Annotated in this window: 13 protein-coding genes; 6 read left to right on the top strand and 7 right to left on the bottom strand. The window is 61.6% G+C overall.

Annotated elements, in window-relative coordinates:
• The 4 genes from Q363_RS34965 to rpsL all read right to left on the bottom strand — a co-directional run.
• On the bottom strand, positions 1–795 hold a 795-nt coding region (locus tag Q363_RS34965), incomplete at its 3' end, for an elongation factor Tu (protein WP_035359757.1).
• 44 nt (positions 796–839) lie between these two features.
• On the bottom strand, positions 840–2,936 hold the full coding sequence (gene fusA / locus Q363_RS34960) for an elongation factor G (protein WP_035359756.1): 2,097 nt from the start codon (positions 2,934–2,936) through the stop codon (positions 840–842).
• A 79-nt stretch (positions 2,937–3,015) separates the two neighbouring features.
• A complete protein-coding gene (gene rpsG, locus Q363_RS34955) occupies positions 3,016–3,486 on the bottom strand; it encodes a 30S ribosomal protein S7 (RefSeq protein WP_035359755.1) in 471 nt (156 codons plus the stop codon).
• Between the two features lie 70 nt (positions 3,487–3,556).
• Positions 3,557–3,940, bottom strand: a complete 384-nt coding sequence (gene rpsL / locus Q363_RS34950; RefSeq protein ID WP_014263802.1) for a 30S ribosomal protein S12 — start codon at positions 3,938–3,940, stop codon at positions 3,557–3,559.
• Between the two features lie 612 nt (positions 3,941–4,552).
• Here rpsL and Q363_RS34945 point away from each other — a divergent pair.
• The gene (locus Q363_RS34945) at positions 4,553–6,625 is read left to right on the top strand and encodes a S9 family peptidase (protein ID WP_035359754.1); all 2,073 of its coding nucleotides are present in this window, start codon (positions 4,553–4,555) and stop codon (positions 6,623–6,625) included.
• A gap of 164 nt (positions 6,626–6,789) precedes the next feature.
• Positions 6,790–9,198, top strand: a complete 2,409-nt coding sequence (locus Q363_RS34940) for a hypothetical protein (protein ID WP_035359752.1) — start codon at positions 6,790–6,792, stop codon at positions 9,196–9,198.
• 71 nt (positions 9,199–9,269) lie between these two features.
• On the opposite strand, the gene nusB is transcribed toward Q363_RS34940, so the two are convergent.
• Positions 9,270–9,692 (bottom strand): transcription antitermination factor NusB, encoded by a 423-nt coding sequence (gene nusB / locus Q363_RS34935; protein ID WP_035359750.1) that lies wholly within the window; start codon positions 9,690–9,692, stop codon positions 9,270–9,272.
• A complete protein-coding gene (gene ribH, locus Q363_RS34930; protein ID WP_035359748.1) occupies positions 9,693–10,580 on the bottom strand; it encodes a 6,7-dimethyl-8-ribityllumazine synthase in 888 nt (295 codons plus the stop codon).
• A gap of 88 nt (positions 10,581–10,668) precedes the next feature.
• Here ribH and Q363_RS34925 point away from each other — a divergent pair, with 88 nt between their 5' ends.
• From Q363_RS34925 to Q363_RS34910, 4 genes are all read left to right on the top strand, one after another.
• Positions 10,669–11,463 carry an enoyl-CoA hydratase/isomerase family protein gene (locus Q363_RS34925; RefSeq protein WP_245632675.1) on the top strand — a complete coding sequence of 265 codons (795 nt, stop codon included), beginning with the start codon at positions 10,669–10,671 and terminating at the stop codon, positions 11,461–11,463.
• A gap of 73 nt (positions 11,464–11,536) precedes the next feature.
• Complete coding sequence (locus Q363_RS34920; protein ID WP_035359745.1) at positions 11,537–12,100, top strand: hypothetical protein; 564 nt, start codon at positions 11,537–11,539, stop codon at positions 12,098–12,100.
• 47 nt (positions 12,101–12,147) lie between these two features.
• On the top strand, positions 12,148–13,662 hold the full coding sequence (gene mctP, locus Q363_RS34915) for a monocarboxylate uptake permease MctP (protein ID WP_035359743.1): 1,515 nt from the start codon (positions 12,148–12,150) through the stop codon (positions 13,660–13,662).
• A gap of 73 nt (positions 13,663–13,735) precedes the next feature.
• A complete protein-coding gene (locus Q363_RS34910) occupies positions 13,736–14,203 on the top strand; it encodes a DUF1440 domain-containing protein (protein WP_035359742.1) in 468 nt (155 codons plus the stop codon).
• 7 nt (positions 14,204–14,210) lie between these two features.
• Here Q363_RS34910 and Q363_RS34905 read toward each other — a convergent pair whose 3' ends face one another.
• Positions 14,211–15,263, bottom strand: a complete 1,053-nt coding sequence (locus Q363_RS34905) for a purine nucleoside permease (protein WP_064742785.1) — start codon at positions 15,261–15,263, stop codon at positions 14,211–14,213.
• Positions 15,264–15,286 lie beyond the last annotated feature (23 nt).

Below are 15,286 nucleotides of genomic sequence, written 5' to 3'. Positions count from 1 at the left end.
CTTCTTGAACATCTCGACGCCCGTCACCACGGTCTTGCGCGTCTCGCGGAAGCCCACGATCTCGGCTTCCTCGCCAACCTTCACCTTGCCGCGCTCGATACGGCCGGTGACTACGGTGCCGCGGCCCGAGATCGAGAAGATGTCTTCGATCGGCATCAGGAACGGAAGGTCGACCATGCGGTCCGGCTGCGGAACGTTCTTGTCGACAGCGTCCATCAGCTCGTCGATCTTGGCCTCCCACTGCGCCTCGCCGTTCAGAGCGCCCAGCGCCGAACCGCGGACCACGGGAACGTCGTCGCCCGGGAAGTCGTACTTCGACAGAAGCTCACGGACCTCCATCTCGACCAGGTCAACCAGCTCCTGATCCTCAACCGCATCGCACTTGTTCAGGAAGACCACGATGTACGGCACGCCGACCTGGCGCGCCAGCAGAACGTGCTCCTTGGTCTGGGGCATCGGACCGTCGGTCGCCGCGACCACGAGAATCGCACCGTCCATCTGCGCCGCGCCCGTGATCATATTCTTGATGTAGTCGGCGTGGCCCGGGCAGTCGACGTGGGCATAGTGACGGTTCGCCGTCTCGTACTCCACGTGCGAGGTCGCAATCGTGATGCCGCGCTCGCGCTCCTCAGGAGCGTTGTCGATCGTGTCGAACGAACGAAACGCGTTCTTCGGGTTGTGCTTCGACAGAACCTTCGTGATCGCCGCCGTCAGCGTCGTCTTGCCGTGATCAATGTGACCAATCGTCCCAATGTTCACGTGCGGCTTGGACCGGTCAAATTTTTCCTTCGCCATTGCTCTCTCCGTCTTTCTTCCTGTGCTGCGTTACGAATACCTGACTAAACCTTGGCTTCCTTGCCCTGAACCTTGGCAATGATCTCTTCGGAGACCGACTTGGGAGCCTCTTCATACTGCTTGAACTGCATCGAGTAGTTCGCGCGGCCTTGCGTCGAAGAACGCATGTGCGTCGCGTAACCGAACATCGTCGACAGCGGCACCGTGGCCTTGATCGCCTGAGTTCCGCCGACCATCTCCATGCCCTCGATACGGCCGCGGCGTGAGTTCAGGTCGCCGATGATCGTTCCCATGTACTCCTCAGGAACCGTGACCTCGACGTCCATCACAGGCTCGAGCAGGACTGGCTTCGCTTTGCGAGCAGCTTCCTTGAAGGCCATCGAACCGGCGATCTTGAACGCCATTTCGTTCGAGTCGACATCATGATAGCTACCGTCGTACAACGAGACCTTGATATCGACCATCTCGTAGCCGGCAAGCACGCCGCGAGTCATCGCGTCCTGAATGCCCTGATCGATCGGCTTGATGTACTCCTTCGGGATAACGCCACCCTTGATGTCGTTCGAGAACTCGTAGCCCTTGCCCGGATCGTTGGGCGAGATACGAATCTTCGCGTGGCCGTAGTTACCAGAACCGCCGGTCTGGCGGATGTACTTGCCCTCGGCCTCGGCGTTCGCACGGATCGTCTCGCGATAGGCCACCTGCGGTTTACCTACATTGGCCTCGACCTTGTACTCGCGCATCATGCGGTCGACGATGATCTCGAGGTGCAGTTCGCCCATGCCGGCGATGATGGTCTGGCCCGAGTCAGGATCGGTGTGCACGCGGAAGGTCGGGTCCTCCTGCGCGAGCTTGGCCAGCGCCATGCCCATCTTCTCCTGGTCGGCCTTGGTCTTCGGCTCGACAGCGAGCTCGATAACGGGCGCAGGGAAGTCGATCGACTCGAGCACAATCGGAGCCTTGTCGGTGCAGATCGTGTCGCCGGTGACCAGATTCTTGAGACCAACCGCAGCGCAGATGTCGCCCGCGAGGATCTCAGTAATCTCCTCGCGCTTGTTGGCGTGCATCTTCAGCAGACGGCCGATGCGCTCGGTCTTACCGGTGCGCGGGTTCAGAACCGAGTCGCCGGTCTTCAGCGTGCCCGAGTAAATGCGGATGAAGATCAGCTGGCCGACGAAGGGGTCGGTCATGATCTTGAAGCCGAGAGCCGAGAATGGCTCGTTGTCTTCCGTCTTGCGGGTGATCTTCTCCTCGAAGTTGTCAGGATTAGCGCCCTGAACCGGAGGAATGTCGATTGGGCTGGGTAGGAAGTCGACCACGGCGTCGAGCAGCGTCTGCACACCCTTATTCTTGAACGACGAGCCGCAGAGGACAGGGAAGATCTTCATTGCGATCGTCGCCTTGCGTATGCCAGCCTTGAGCTGCTCCGCCGTCGGCTCCTGGCCCTCAAGATAGAGGTGCATCAGGTCGTCATCGTGCTCAGAGACCGCCTCGATAAGGAAGTGACGGGCCTCGGTGGCCTTGTCGAGCAGTTCAGCCGGGATATCTTCAACCGAGTACTCGGCGCCCATCGTCTCGTCGTGCCAGAGGATTGCCTTCATCGTGACCAAGTCGACGACGCCGGCAAACTTCGACTCCGCGCCGATCTGGATATTGATCGGCACAGCGCGAGCGCCAAGACGATCGACGATCGTCGATGTCGCGTACACGGCATCAGCTCCCGCCTTGTCCATCTTGTTGATGAAGCAGATGCGGGGAACCTTGTACTTATCAGCCTGACGCCACACCGTCTCCGACTGGGGCTGCACGCCGGCAACTGCATCGAAGCAGGCGACCGCGCCGTCGAGCACGCGAAGCGAACGCTCCACCTCGGCCGTGAAGTCCACGTGACCGGGGGTGTCAATGATATTGATACGGTGGCTCTTCCAGGTGCAGGTCGTCGCAGCCGAGGTGATCGTGATGCCGCGCTCCTGCTCCTGCTCCATCCAGTCCATGGTCGCAGTGCCCTCGTGCACCTCGCCGATACGGTGCGTGATGCCCGTATAGAAGAGGATGCGCTCGGTCGTCGTCGTCTTACCGGCGTCGATGTGCGCCATAATTCCGATGTTCCGGCAACGATTCAGAGGTGTAGTGCGTGCCACGATTGATCTCTCATCTGCGGGGACTGCCCGCGGTAATTACTGCGTTGAACCCTAAAACCAAAGCTTTGCGAAGAAGTGTTTACCAGCGGTAATGCGCGAAGGCCTTGTTCGCCTCAGCCATGCGGTGAACGTCTTCCTTCTTTTTCATCGCCGCGCCACGGCCGTTCGCCGCATCCAGCAGCTCGGCCGTCAGCTTCTCGACCATGCCCTTTTCTCCGCGGGCGCGACCGTAGGTCACCAGCCAGCGAATCGCAAGCGAGGTCCGCCGCTCGGGGTTGACCTCGATCGGCACCTGGTAGTTCGCACCGCCAACGCGGCGGCTCTTCACTTCCAGCAGAGGCTTCACGTTCTCGACGGCCTTCTTGAAGAGCTTCAGGGCCTCGTCGCCACCCTTGGCCTCAAGATTTTTCATCGACTCATAGAAGATGCCCTGCGCGGTCGACTTCTTGCCGCCCCACATCATGGAATTGACGAACTTCGTCACCAGTGTCGAGTTGTAGACCGGATCGGCCGCAACTTCACGCTTCGCAATGTAACCTTTTCTCGGCATTCCTTCTTCTCTCTTCTTCCCCCAGCGCGGTGACCTCTCACGAACTGGGCTTGATGGCTAAAACTTCGGTTTACTTGGCAGCAGCCTTGGGACGCTTGGCGCCGTACTTCGAGCGGCTCTGCTTGCGGTTGGCCACGCCGACCGAGTCGAGCGTGCCGCGCACAACGTGGTAGCGAACGCCTGGCAGATCCTTCACGCGGCCACCACGGATGAGCACGATCGAGTGCTCCTGCAGATTGTGGCCGATGCCCGGAATGTAAGTAGTCACCTCGATCCCGTTGGTCAGGCGGACGCGGGCCACTTTGCGGAGCGCCGAGTTCGGCTTCTTTGGGGTCTGGGTGTAGACGCGGGTGCAGACACCACGGCGCTGAGGGGAACCCTGCAGCGCGGGGCTGGCAGTCTTATAGCGGGTGGGCGTGCGGCCCTGCTTGACGAGCTGATGAAACGTAGGCACTCGGACTCCTTGGTATTGCAAACCTAAACTTTTGTCAGGCGCGCAAAAGAACCCTTCGCTCGCAAATTGCAGCACACGCGCAAATGCGAGGATGCACATGCACCCCTGGGCGAAGTAGTCCTGCTTCGCGTCTGTAAAACCCTGTACAACCAGACGAAAACAGTCGACGGTGGCCGGGTCCATCTTCCCGATCGAGAAACTACCCTCTCAGGCTCGCCCAACTCCGTTTCGCTGTTCCGACCCGCATAGCCCATCCAAGGTGGAGGGTGTCGCAGGCGCGTAATCGATGGGCCGCAGATCTTTCGCTGCCTTGAAATCAGGCAACCCCTGCGGTTCTCTTTCTCTATATCCAGTATAGCGCAATTCACTTCTCCGCGTCTGCTACACAGGAATCTAGTGATTGCATGGGCTTTTCTCTGCCCGTCGCGCCTTCTATCTCCTTCCGGCGCGCTCCGGATACTCGCGGAACCCTCTAACAATAGCAATATCCTGGTTTGGAGTCAAACTTTTAGCGCAAATCTTCGTCCTTCTGCACGGGTCGCGCTGCAGAAGGGTGGAAAATGCAGATTGCATTGCGCGATCTACGAAGATTCTCCATGCTAGGCTTCGAAGATGGTTCTCGTACGGCTCCGCTCTACTGCTATCCTGCTCCTCGCCTCCCTCGTTGTTTGCTGCCCCAGTCTCCTCGTCGCTCAGGACAAGTCGTCTGCCCGCCGTGACGATCCGCGCATCGGCGCACTTCTCGAGACGCTCGGCATGACCCACACCCCGATGGAGGCGGCCATCTCGCCGGATGGAAAGACCGTCGCCTGGTCTGCCCGCTCAGCCAAAGGATACGAGCTTCATTTAAGCACCACCGCCAATCCTGACCCGACAAAGGACCGGACGATCTCCCCCGCAACTGACACGAGCTCCTGTGGCAGCGATGCCCCGGCGTGGGCGCCGAATGGTGAGTCGCTCGCCTACGCGTCTACCTGCACCCCAGAGCACAACGGACAGGCGCAGATTTTTCTTTGGTCGAAAGAGACGGGCCAGTCCCGGCAGCTTACTCACCTTACCGGCGAGATCGATGACATCGCCTGGTCGCCCGACGGAAAGACGATTGCCTTCCTCTTTGTCGAAAATGCAACGCGCAGCGCTGGCGCCCTCGCTGCAATGAAGCCGTGGGCTGGGGTCATCGGCGAGGACGGTGTCGAGGTGCAGCGTGTGGGCATCGTCGATGTCGCGAACGGCGCCTTCTCCCAGGTAACGCCCACCAACCTGCACGTGTACGAATTCGGCTGGTCGCCGGACTCGAAGCAGCTCGCCTATGTCGCCGCAAATCCTCCCGGAGAGAACAACTGGTGGGTGGCGCAGCTCTACACGCAGGCGCTGTGTGCAGCACCAGACTGTACCGATCGGGCCTTGCCCAAGTCCATCCTCAATACGAAAGCAATCTCCGGCCCTCTTCACGGTCTGCAGATCGCACTCCCTCGTTGGTCTGACGACGGCAAGCAGATCGCCTTTATCGGCGGCCTCATGTCCGATCAGGGCTCAACCGGCGGCGACATCTGGGTCATCCCCTCGACAGGTGGCGAGCCGAAGAATCTCACTCCCAACCGCACCTCAACTCCCGCCTTCTTCGGCTGGATCGACGACAAGACCCTGGAAATCTCCGAGCACGTCGGCGGCAGCTCGCGCATCGTCGCCCACCACATCGATGCCGGGGAAGACGATCCCAAACAGACCGTCACCTTGCCTGAGACCGTCGGCTCTGGAACCTCCGTCATGAGCGTTTCGGTTGCCCACAACGGCGATATCGGTATCATCCGTAACTCCTTTGAGCACGCGCCCGAGGTCTGGGCCGGCCCGATGACGCATCTCAAGCAGATCAGCCACCTCAATGACTCGCTCAAGCCCCTCTGGGGCAAGACAGAGAATGTCGAGTGGACGAACGAGGGCTTCCACGTGCAGGGCTGGCTGCTCTATCCGTCCAATTACGATCCCGCAAAGAAGTACCCGCTCATCGTCGATGTCCACGGCGGCCCATCTTCAGCCGTTACACCGCGCTGGCCCGGCGTCGGCTACGGAGCGGTTCCCTTCTCCGCGCTCGGCTACTTCGTCTTCATGCCGAATCCGCGTGGAAGCTACGGCCAGGGAGAGAAGTTCACCCAGGCCAACGTGAAGGACTTTGGCTACGGCGACCTGCGCGACATCCTCACAGGCATGGACACGCTCGAAGCACGCCTTCCTATCGACAAAGATCGGGTGGGCCTCACTGGCTGGAGCTATGGCGGCTTCATGACCATGTTCGCCATCACCCAGACGACGCGCTTCCATGCCGCAGTGGCCGGAGCCGGCATCAGCAACTGGAAGAGCTACTACGGCGAAAACTCCATCGACCAGTGGATGGTTCCCTTCTTCGGCGCGACGGTCTACGACGATCCCGCCGTCTATGCGAAGAGCTCTGCCATCGAGTTCATCAAGAATGTCAAGACTCCGACCCTCGTGGTTGTCGGCGATCGCGACGGCGAATGCCCTGCTCCTCAGAGCTTCGAGTTCTGGCACGCGCTGCGCGCCGAAGGAGTCAAGACCCAGCTCGTCGTCTATCCTAACGAAGGCCACGCCTTCCACGATCCAGGACACCGCCGCGACGTACTGGAGCGCGCCTTGAAGTGGTTTGAGACCGAGATGCCTGCAAAGTAACGCATCTCTTGCGTAGCATGGAGTTCACGCGCAGTAGAAAGCTGCGTCAAACAGTCAGTCTGTCAGTTGCCTCCGGGGCATCGGCTTTATACACTGAAGCCTCGGGAATTCAGCGTATGCGGTGAAACCGTTCGGCTTGCGTTCCGGTTGAACGGGGAGGTTCAATGCGTCGGTTTGTTACTCTAGCGGTCCTGCTTCTCTTCACAATTCCTTTCGGCGTCTCCATCTCCGGCTGCTCCAGGGGGACGTCCGTCGTCTTCTGCAACGGCGGAGACTCGGGCCCCATCGTCGGCACGGCACAGACGATTACGCTGCTGCCGAAGATCTACGGAATCTCGCTGAACCAGGGCCAGATCGGCCAGGTATCGTCGCCCACAGCTACCGATTGCAAGGGCAGCACCGTTACGGTCACCTCATACACCTACGGCGTCTTCGATGCGAATGGAAAGGCGACGCTGGACGTCGCCGACGTGGTGCCCTCAGGAACACAAGCCGGAAAGCTCTGCGCTGGCACGTGGAACCGGAATACCGGCGGTGGCATCCCCGACTACACGACGTGTAATGTTACGGGCAAGACCGGAACTGTCTATGTCGTCGCCAGCGGCAGCGGCGCCAACAGCAATCCCCTGCCAATCTTCGTGCACCCGAAAGTGACCAGCGTTGTTCTCGGCAATCCAACAGCATCCAACGCCTGCGCCACCACCGATGATGCCGTCGACGCCAACAATCAGTCCTCCAACTGCTGCCAGCTCTCGAAGCAGTCGACGGTAACGGCCGATCCTTACGTTGGCAATGCGTGCATCTCGCAGAGCTCGACCGCGCAGCTGGTTGCCCGGGCGTTTGATGCCAATGGGAACAACGTCACCTGTCAGGTCGGCCACCTTACCTTTGCTGCGCAGAGCTCCTCCGTCGTCACCATCGACGAAAACGGCGTCGCTACGGCACAGCAGCCCGGCTCCACTGTCATCAGTGCCAATCTCACCCAGGCGGGTTCGTCGGCGGGCTTCTTCTCCACCTGTCCGCCGGTCTCCATTGCCCTCAATGTACCGAACACCGGCGGCCAGACCAGCGTCACGGTCAACCAGAACACCACGCAGCCGCTTTCGGCCACGGCGGTCGACATCAACGGCAAGACGCTGACCGGTCTCGCGCTTGATTTCGTCTCCACCACGCCGACGACGATTCCTGCCGCCTCAACCGGTGCCATCACTCCCATCTTCCCGGGCGCAGCATCGATCACAGCCCTCTGCCAGCCGCCGAACTGCAATCCGTCACCGAACAACCAGATCGGTCTCTTCGGCAACGGCAAGCCTGTTGCTTCGAACCCGGTCAACATCACCACGCCCGGCTCCAACAGCACGCTGCTCTGGATCGCCAGCACCCAATCGCGTTACCTTCTGCCGATCGACTTCACGAACCCGACCGTCAGCTCTCCGGTGCGATTGCCTTATGCCCCCAACTCGATGGTCATCTCGAACGATGGCTCAACCATCTACATGGGCTCGCCGACCGAACTGATGGTCTTCAACGCCACAACGAACGGCATTCTCCGCGAGGACAATACCGTAGGCGGACAGGTACTGGCCATCTCTCCGGATGGGACGACGCTCATCATCACCGATCCCCGCAAGCAGCTGGTCTATCTGTACGCCTCGGCTGGAACCATCTCCTCCACCTACGGCGGTGTGGCGACACACGCCGAGTTCACGCAGGACAACCAGACCGTATACATCACCATGGGTACGCCGGACGCGAGCGGAAACATCGTCCCGAATAATCAGCTTCTCGTCCACTCGAACTTTACCGGCTGGACACTGACGACTCTCGGCTCCCCTGCCTCCGATGTCGCTATCACGGTGCCGAGTGTCGGCGTCTACCTTGCCGGTTCGCCTACCACCGGCCGCAGCTACTGCGCCAGCACGACCATCACCGGAACTCCGCCGAACGTAACCTCCATCTCGAACTTGTACTACCCGCTGGCCGACTCCGCGACCGACGTGACGGACCGCATCGCGGCGACGAACGACGGTTTGCACATTCTCGGAGCGACCGCCGCAAGCGGTGCCTCGCTGGTCGATCTCGGTTTTACACCGCCGGGTCTTCCCCCGCCTCCGGGAACCGACAGGCCGGTAGGAGCCTGCCCCGATGTCGTCGCGCCGAACTACTTCACGGGGCAGCGCAGCTCGAGCCGCTCCGTTCCTCTCGGTGTGACTGCGAACGCAATCACCGGCATCATTCCGACTTCGGATTCGACCGCGGCCTTTATCACTTACACAGGCTCTGGCTCGCTTCCCGCCTACTCGCCCGCTGCTGGCACAGTGACACCAATCGCCCTCACCGGCGCAACGGCTCCGGTCGCCGGTACGATCAGCTCCGACAACCTAACCGTCTATGTTGGGACGTCGGGGGACAACAAGGTTCATCTCGTCAACAGCAAGACCCTGACCGACGATCCGACAAAGGCTATCACGCCGAAGCTGCCACTCTTTAACAACAGCAATCAGACGGACGACCCCGCAACCTTCGTTACACCCAACCTGCTCGTCCAGCACCCACGCAAGGCGACCTCGTAATCCGTTGCCAGGAACAGCAAAGCCCTCTCCGCGGAGAGGGCTTTCTTCTGCTCAAACCATTATGCCGGCGTTCAGGCCAGTCGCTGTTTCAGCAGATCGCGCGCAATCGCATCAAGTACTCCATTGAGGAAGTGCACCGACTCCGGCGCCGCATACCGTCGCGCCACCTCGAGCGACTCGTTGATGATGATCGCCGCCGGCGTATTCGGGTTCCCCAGCATCTCCGCCACCGCCGCACGAATCAGGTTGCGGTCCACGACGGCCATTCGCTCCAGCCGCCAGTTCTGCGCGTGTGCTTCAATCAGCTTATCGATCTCCGGCTGCCGTGTCGTCGCCACGCGATAGATGTCTTCGGCAAACGCGCGCGTGTCATCGTCCACGTCATCGCGCGAGTCCCAGAAGAGCTTCGCCACCTGCTCCGGCGTCTGCTTGCCCAGATCGCCCTGGAAGAGCATCTGCATCGCCAGCTCGCGGGATTTCCGTCGTGTCCCCATTTAGCTTCCACTCTCTCCCGCGCGAATCTTCCTTTGGATCGAAACCATCTCGATGGCTGCAATCGCCGCCTCAAATCCTTTGTTGCCGGCCTTCACGCCCGCGCGGTCGAGCGCCTGTTCGAGCGTCTCGCAGGTCAGCACGCCAAAGGCATGCGGCACGCCAGTATCCTGCTGCGACTGTCCGATGCCGCGCGCGACCTCGGTGTAAATCGCCTCATAGTGCGCAGTCTCGCCGCGCAGCAGGCAGCCCAGAGTGATGATCGCATCGAAGCGCTTCGACTCGGCCAGCGTCCGCGCCGCCGAAGGAATCTCCCATGCGCCCGGAACCCGGACGATCTCGACATCCGCTTTCGCGGCGCCGCTCCGATACACCCCATCCAGCGCACCCTGCAGCAGCCGGTCCGTGATCACCGCATTCCACCGCGCTGTGACGATCGCAAACCGCATCCCTGCGGCCGAGAGATCGCCCTCTATCGCCACCGGCTTGCCGTGCAAAGGATTCTCGGACTGCCAGAAACCCAGCACCAGGCCATCGGAGCTGCCCTCCGGAAGCCTTACCGTAAACAGTCGGCTGTTCCAGTGCGTCGGTTCGGGTTTGCTCAGCAGCGAATCCACCTCTTCGGTCCGATAGTTTGCAAGCATCCACTGCTGCACAGCCGTATGGATCGCATCGAGCCCGATCACTTCAATCAGAATCGGCGGAACGGCCGGCTGCCGTCCCGCGACCAGTTCCAGGTTGCCCAGCGGAGCCAGCAGCGCGGTCCCGCGACCCGTCTCATCCTTCCATCCCTTGCCCTGCTCAAAGCCCAGCGACAGCAGCAGGCGACCGAGTTTGTCGAGAGCGTCCCCCGAGGCCATTTCGCGGACCAGCGTCATTCCCTTGATCATGAGTTCGATTGTATCGTTATCGCTGCGAGCGACCTGAGAGTCATCGCATTCATTCAGCCGGAGATCGCTGATAGAACTGAGGAGGACGATGGCCCATACGATGAACACGGAAACGCTGCTCTGCGAGATCGCCGACCAGGTGGCGACTGTAACGCTCAACCGCCCACGCGTCCTCAACGCGCTCAACGGGCAGGTCTTCGGAGACCTGAAGAACCTCTTCACCGCTCTTGCCAAAGACGCCGAGGTGCGCGTGATCCTCATCACAGGCGCAGGAGAGAAGGCGTTCGCCGCAGGAGCTGATATCGGCGAACTCGCCAAGACCGACCGCGTCAATGGCCGTGCCCTGGCGCGCCGAGGCCGTACCATCTTTCGCCAGATTGAGAGCTGCGGCAAGCCGGTCATTGCCCTCATCAACGGCTTCGCTCTGGGGGGAGGCTGCGAACTCGCGCTTGCCTGCACCATGCGCATCTCCTCCGATACCGCAAAGCTGGGCCAGCCGGAGGCAAAGCTCGGCCTTATTCCGGGGTATGGCGGCACGCAACGACTCCCACGCCTCGTCGGTCAATCGGCCGCGCTCAAGCTTCTCCTTACCGGCCAGATCATCAATGCTGGCGAGGCCCTACGGATCGGCCTGGTCGACGAGGTGGTTCCAGCAGACCGCCTTCTGGATCGCGGCCGAGAGCTGGCAAGCTCCATCCTTGCCATGGCCCCGCTTGCCGTCGCCGCATGCCTTGAAGCTGTCTACAAGGGTGCCGATCGCGATCTCGATGCGGCACTCCGCCTTGAGGGCGAGATCTTTGGCCGTCTCTGCGGCACTGCCGACAAAGCCGAAGGAACTCGGGCCTTTCTCGAAAAGCGGCCGCCGGTCTGGACCGGCCGCTGACAGCTTAGCAACCTCCGGTCACGACGGACCGGACACAGCTTCCCTCGCGAATCCTTGCTATTCTGTAGGCAATATGCTCACCACAAACGGCCGATCACAGCTGCTGATCGCCCTCGCCAGTACGCTCATCCTTCCGTTCGGTCTCACCGGCTGCACACGCACACCAGCCCAAGCCTCGGCTCCCTCCCCGTCGCTTGATCAGGAGCAGCGTCAGGCGCTTGAGGCGGCTCGCCAGCAACTCGACCTCATTCCGCCTCCTTCCAAGACCCGCTACATGGCCGTCCGCAGTCTTACCTCCTGGGAGAACCCGTATCTCACGGTGCAGGGGGGCATGGTCACCTTGCACGTCCTTCTGGCTGACGCCAACACCAGCCAACTCGGCCAGGGCGGATTGCTGCGCCCCATCGGCGCACGTCGCCGCAACCTTGACGTCCGCCTCAGCGATCTTCCCACCGCACTGAACGCCATCCCCAGCGGTGCCTGGCCCTACGGCCGCGTCGTCGCCGTGGAAGAGGCGCACGAGACCCCTGTAAGTGCCCGCGCCCAGGTTCGCCGCAACATGGAGTCCGTCATCAAAACCCTCGGCGATCTCGGCGTCGTTGTCTACGAGTGGAACGACTCCGGCCGCGGCCTCTAGGCATGCGCTAACATTCTTCTTATCCAAAATCCATGGAGTCCTGCTGATTGCACACCACCGCGCTGGCCGTCTTCTGCGTCTTCTTTCTCCTGGTCACAGTGGCAGGCTTTTGGGCAGCGCGCTGGCGGCGGCCCGCAGCAGGAATCGCCTCACTTGAGGAGTGGGGACTCGCCGGCCGCAGCTTCGGAACATGGATCACCTGGTTCCTGATCGGCGGCGACCTCTATACCGCTTACACAGTCATCGCCGTGCCGGGGGCGCTCTACGGCGCCGGAGCCATGGGCTTCTTCGCCGTCCCCTATGCCATCATTGCCTACCCGTACATGATGGTCGTGCTTCCCCGTCTCTGGCGCGTCTGCCATCGCCATGGCTACGTCACCTTCGCAGACTTCGTCAGCGGCCGTTACGGAAATCGCTGGCTTACCGTCGCCATTGCGCTGACCGGTGTGCTCGCGCTGATGCCCTACATCGCGCTGCAACTCGTCGGCATGAAGGTCGTCATCCAGTCCATGGGCCTTCAAGGCGAGTGGCCGCTGGCCGTGGCGTTCATCATCCTCGCCGCCTACACTTACTCAAGCGGCCTCCGGGCACCTGCCGTCATCGCCATCGTCAAAGACCTGATGCTCTACATCATGGTCCTCGCCGCGCTCATCATCATCCCCATCCAGCTCGGCGGCTACAGCCACGTCTTCTCGCTCGCCAACCAGGCTCTCGCGACTCACCAGCCTCCGGCGACCATCTACCTCAAGCCGGGCCAATTTCTTGGATACTCCACGCTCGCCATCGGGTCGGCGCTGGCTCTGATGCTTTACCCACATACCGCCACCGCCGTTCTCAGCGCGAAGAGCGCCAACGTCGTCCGCCGGAACGCCGCAATGCTTCCTGCCTACAGCTTCCTGCTGGGCCTCATCGCCTTGCTCGGCTACCTCGCACTCGCCGCAGGTATTGAGACCACGAACACCAGCTCCGCCGTTCCGCTGCTCTTCCTCAAGTCGTTCCCTGAGTGGTTCGCCGGCTTCTGCCTTGCCGCCGTCGCCATCGGCGCACTTGTTCCGGCGGCTATCATGTCCATCGCGGCGTCGAACCTCTTCACCCGCAACCTCTACGGCGAGTTCGCCGGCAGGAAGATGCAGCCCCATGAAGAGTCCGCTATGGCCAAGATCGTCTCCCTCGTCGTGAAATTCGGCGCGCTCGCGTTCGTTCTTTGGCTGCCCACTCCTTACGCCATAAACATGCAGCTTCTCGGCGGCATCTGGATGTGCCAGCTCGTTCCCACCATCGTCTTCGGCGTCTTTACCCGCTGGTTCCATCCCTGGGCGCTGCTTGCTGGCTGGGCTGCCGGCATGGCCTCGGGTACTGCAATGGCAGCCTCGCTGAGCCTCAAGAGTTCTGTCTACCCGCTGCATCTGCCGGCCTGGCTGGGGGGAACCTGGGCGATGTACGCCGCGGTTCCGGCACTGCTGCTGAACCTGGCCCTCTCAGCCGTTCTCACGCTGCTCTTCCGCGCCCTCAAGCTTAATTCGGACTCCGACTGCACCGACGCCTCCGCCTACGTCGGATAACATCGACTAGCCGCCGCACAGCCCCGCCCGCCGGCCACGCATCCTAGTACCTTGACGCTACGAGGTAACTCCAGTGAAGACGACCCAACGACAGAGATCCCTGGCCAAGGGAGCCGTGGCTGGACTGATCGGCGGCCTCGTCGCTACGGCGGCCAAGACCGCTATCGAGAAGATCTACCCGCCGCGTCCTCGCGGTGAGCAGAAGCCGCCGGTGCTGGAAGAGACCAGCAGCAAGCGCGGCCTCGCTCTCGTTCGCAAGGCAGCCGCCTCTCCCACGGCGAATTGGGGGCTCGGAGCCGCAACTGGCGCTGCCTATGGCGCTCTGGCTGAGTTCTACCCCGCAGCAACGGCCAAGGAAGGCGCCAGCTTCGGCATGGCTCTTGTAGCGCTCACCCACGATGGCGCCCTGCCCGCACTCGGACTGACGGCCCGCCCCGAATCCCAGACGGTCCGCGAGAAATCGAGTGAACTCGCTTCGCACATCGTCTACGGCGTCGTCACTGAGACCGTCCGCCGCGTCGTCCGCCGCATGATCGCTTAGCCTCGCTTCAACTTCCGGGCAGCCTGTCTTTCGTCTCGGCCCAATTGGCCACCAACTGATCCACGACGACGTGACCTACGCGGTACGCAGAGTCGAGCGACGGCAGATACGCGCTGTACTGCCGAACCTTCGTCTCGGCCAGACTCTCCGCCGCCGTCTTGCCCGGACGCTGCTGGTCGTAGTTAGACGCCGTCCGCAGAACCAGAACACGATTCGCGTCCACCTTGCCGGCACGCGCAAGCCACGCCAGCGATTGAAGCGTTCCCGTGTCTTCCATTCCACAGACCGCATACGTGCTCTTCCCATCGGTCTGGTACTTTACCCAGTCGCGTGCCCACTGGTTCAGCAGCTTTCCATGCCAGAAGGTCGATGCCGACAAATCGCCGCCGCGCAGCACAAACGGAGGACGCTTTGCGTTCGCATCTTCGAACTGCTGCCGCCGCTCGCGAATCGCCGCTGTGTCTTCCAGTTGAATGTCCTTCGTCAGCCGGAACGCCCAGTCGACCAGCGCGGGATTCAGGTGATACGCGTTGCCATCGTCACCGAAGCGCGCTGCACGCGGTTGTTCATAGGGCGTCGATTTGCCCAGCGGGACATAGCCCGTCTTCCAGTCCTTCGGAATCTCCCGCGCATCAATCTCGTGCGCCAGATCCCCATCGACGACGTAGTCGGCCCAGACCGCAGAACCCAGCGATCCCATCGCCGGATCGATCCCTGCGATTCCCGCAACGACGAAGTAGGCGTGGGTCAGGTCGAAGCGAGGATCGCGGCCAAGCGCCATCATCGTCGCCGCAGCCCGTGCCGTACCGACGCCGGTCAGCACGTCGAGCACGCCATCCTTGTTCATGCGAAGGTCGTGATAGCCCTCGGGAAACGGCAGCACCGTGTCCAGATGCTCGCGCTCCACCCAGTACTGATACTCGCCGGGAACGTCGCCCGTATCGGCGCCGACCTCAAACATGTTCACGACGACGACCTTGATCTCGATCGGCTTTTGAGGAATCTGGGCGGAGGTACACGTAACCGCAAACAGCAGGAGAGAGGCAAAACAGAGTCGCATAGTTGATGTTAGCGCAGACGCGC

This window comes from Edaphobacter aggregans DSM 19364 (genome assembly GCF_000745965.1).
Lineage (GTDB): Bacteria > Acidobacteriota > Terriglobia > Terriglobales > Acidobacteriaceae > Edaphobacter > Edaphobacter aggregans.
This window is presented reverse-complemented; position numbering and strand designations above follow the sequence as displayed.

Bases quoted from the DNA above. Each gene is read 5' to 3' on its own strand.
- nusB (WP_035359750.1), bottom strand. From the start codon at position 9,692: ATGGGGACACGACGGAAATCCCGCGAGCTGGCGATGCAGATGCTCTTC.
- Q363_RS34920 (WP_035359745.1), top strand. From the start codon at position 11,537: ATGCTCACCACAAACGGCCGATCACAGCTGCTGATCGCCCTCGCCAGT.
- Q363_RS34925 (WP_245632675.1), top strand. From the start codon at position 10,669: ATGGCCCATACGATGAACACGGAAACGCTGCTCTGCGAGATCGCCGAC.
- Q363_RS34905 (WP_064742785.1), bottom strand. From the start codon at position 15,263: ATGCGACTCTGTTTTGCCTCTCTCCTGCTGTTTGCGGTTACGTGTACC.
- Q363_RS34940 (WP_035359752.1), top strand. From the start codon at position 6,790: ATGCGTCGGTTTGTTACTCTAGCGGTCCTGCTTCTCTTCACAATTCCT.
- rpsG (WP_035359755.1), bottom strand. From the start codon at position 3,486: ATGCCGAGAAAAGGTTACATTGCGAAGCGTGAAGTTGCGGCCGATCCG.
- Q363_RS34945 (WP_035359754.1), top strand. From the start codon at position 4,553: ATGGTTCTCGTACGGCTCCGCTCTACTGCTATCCTGCTCCTCGCCTCC.
- ribH (WP_035359748.1), bottom strand. From the start codon at position 10,580: ATGATCAAGGGAATGACGCTGGTCCGCGAAATGGCCTCGGGGGACGCT.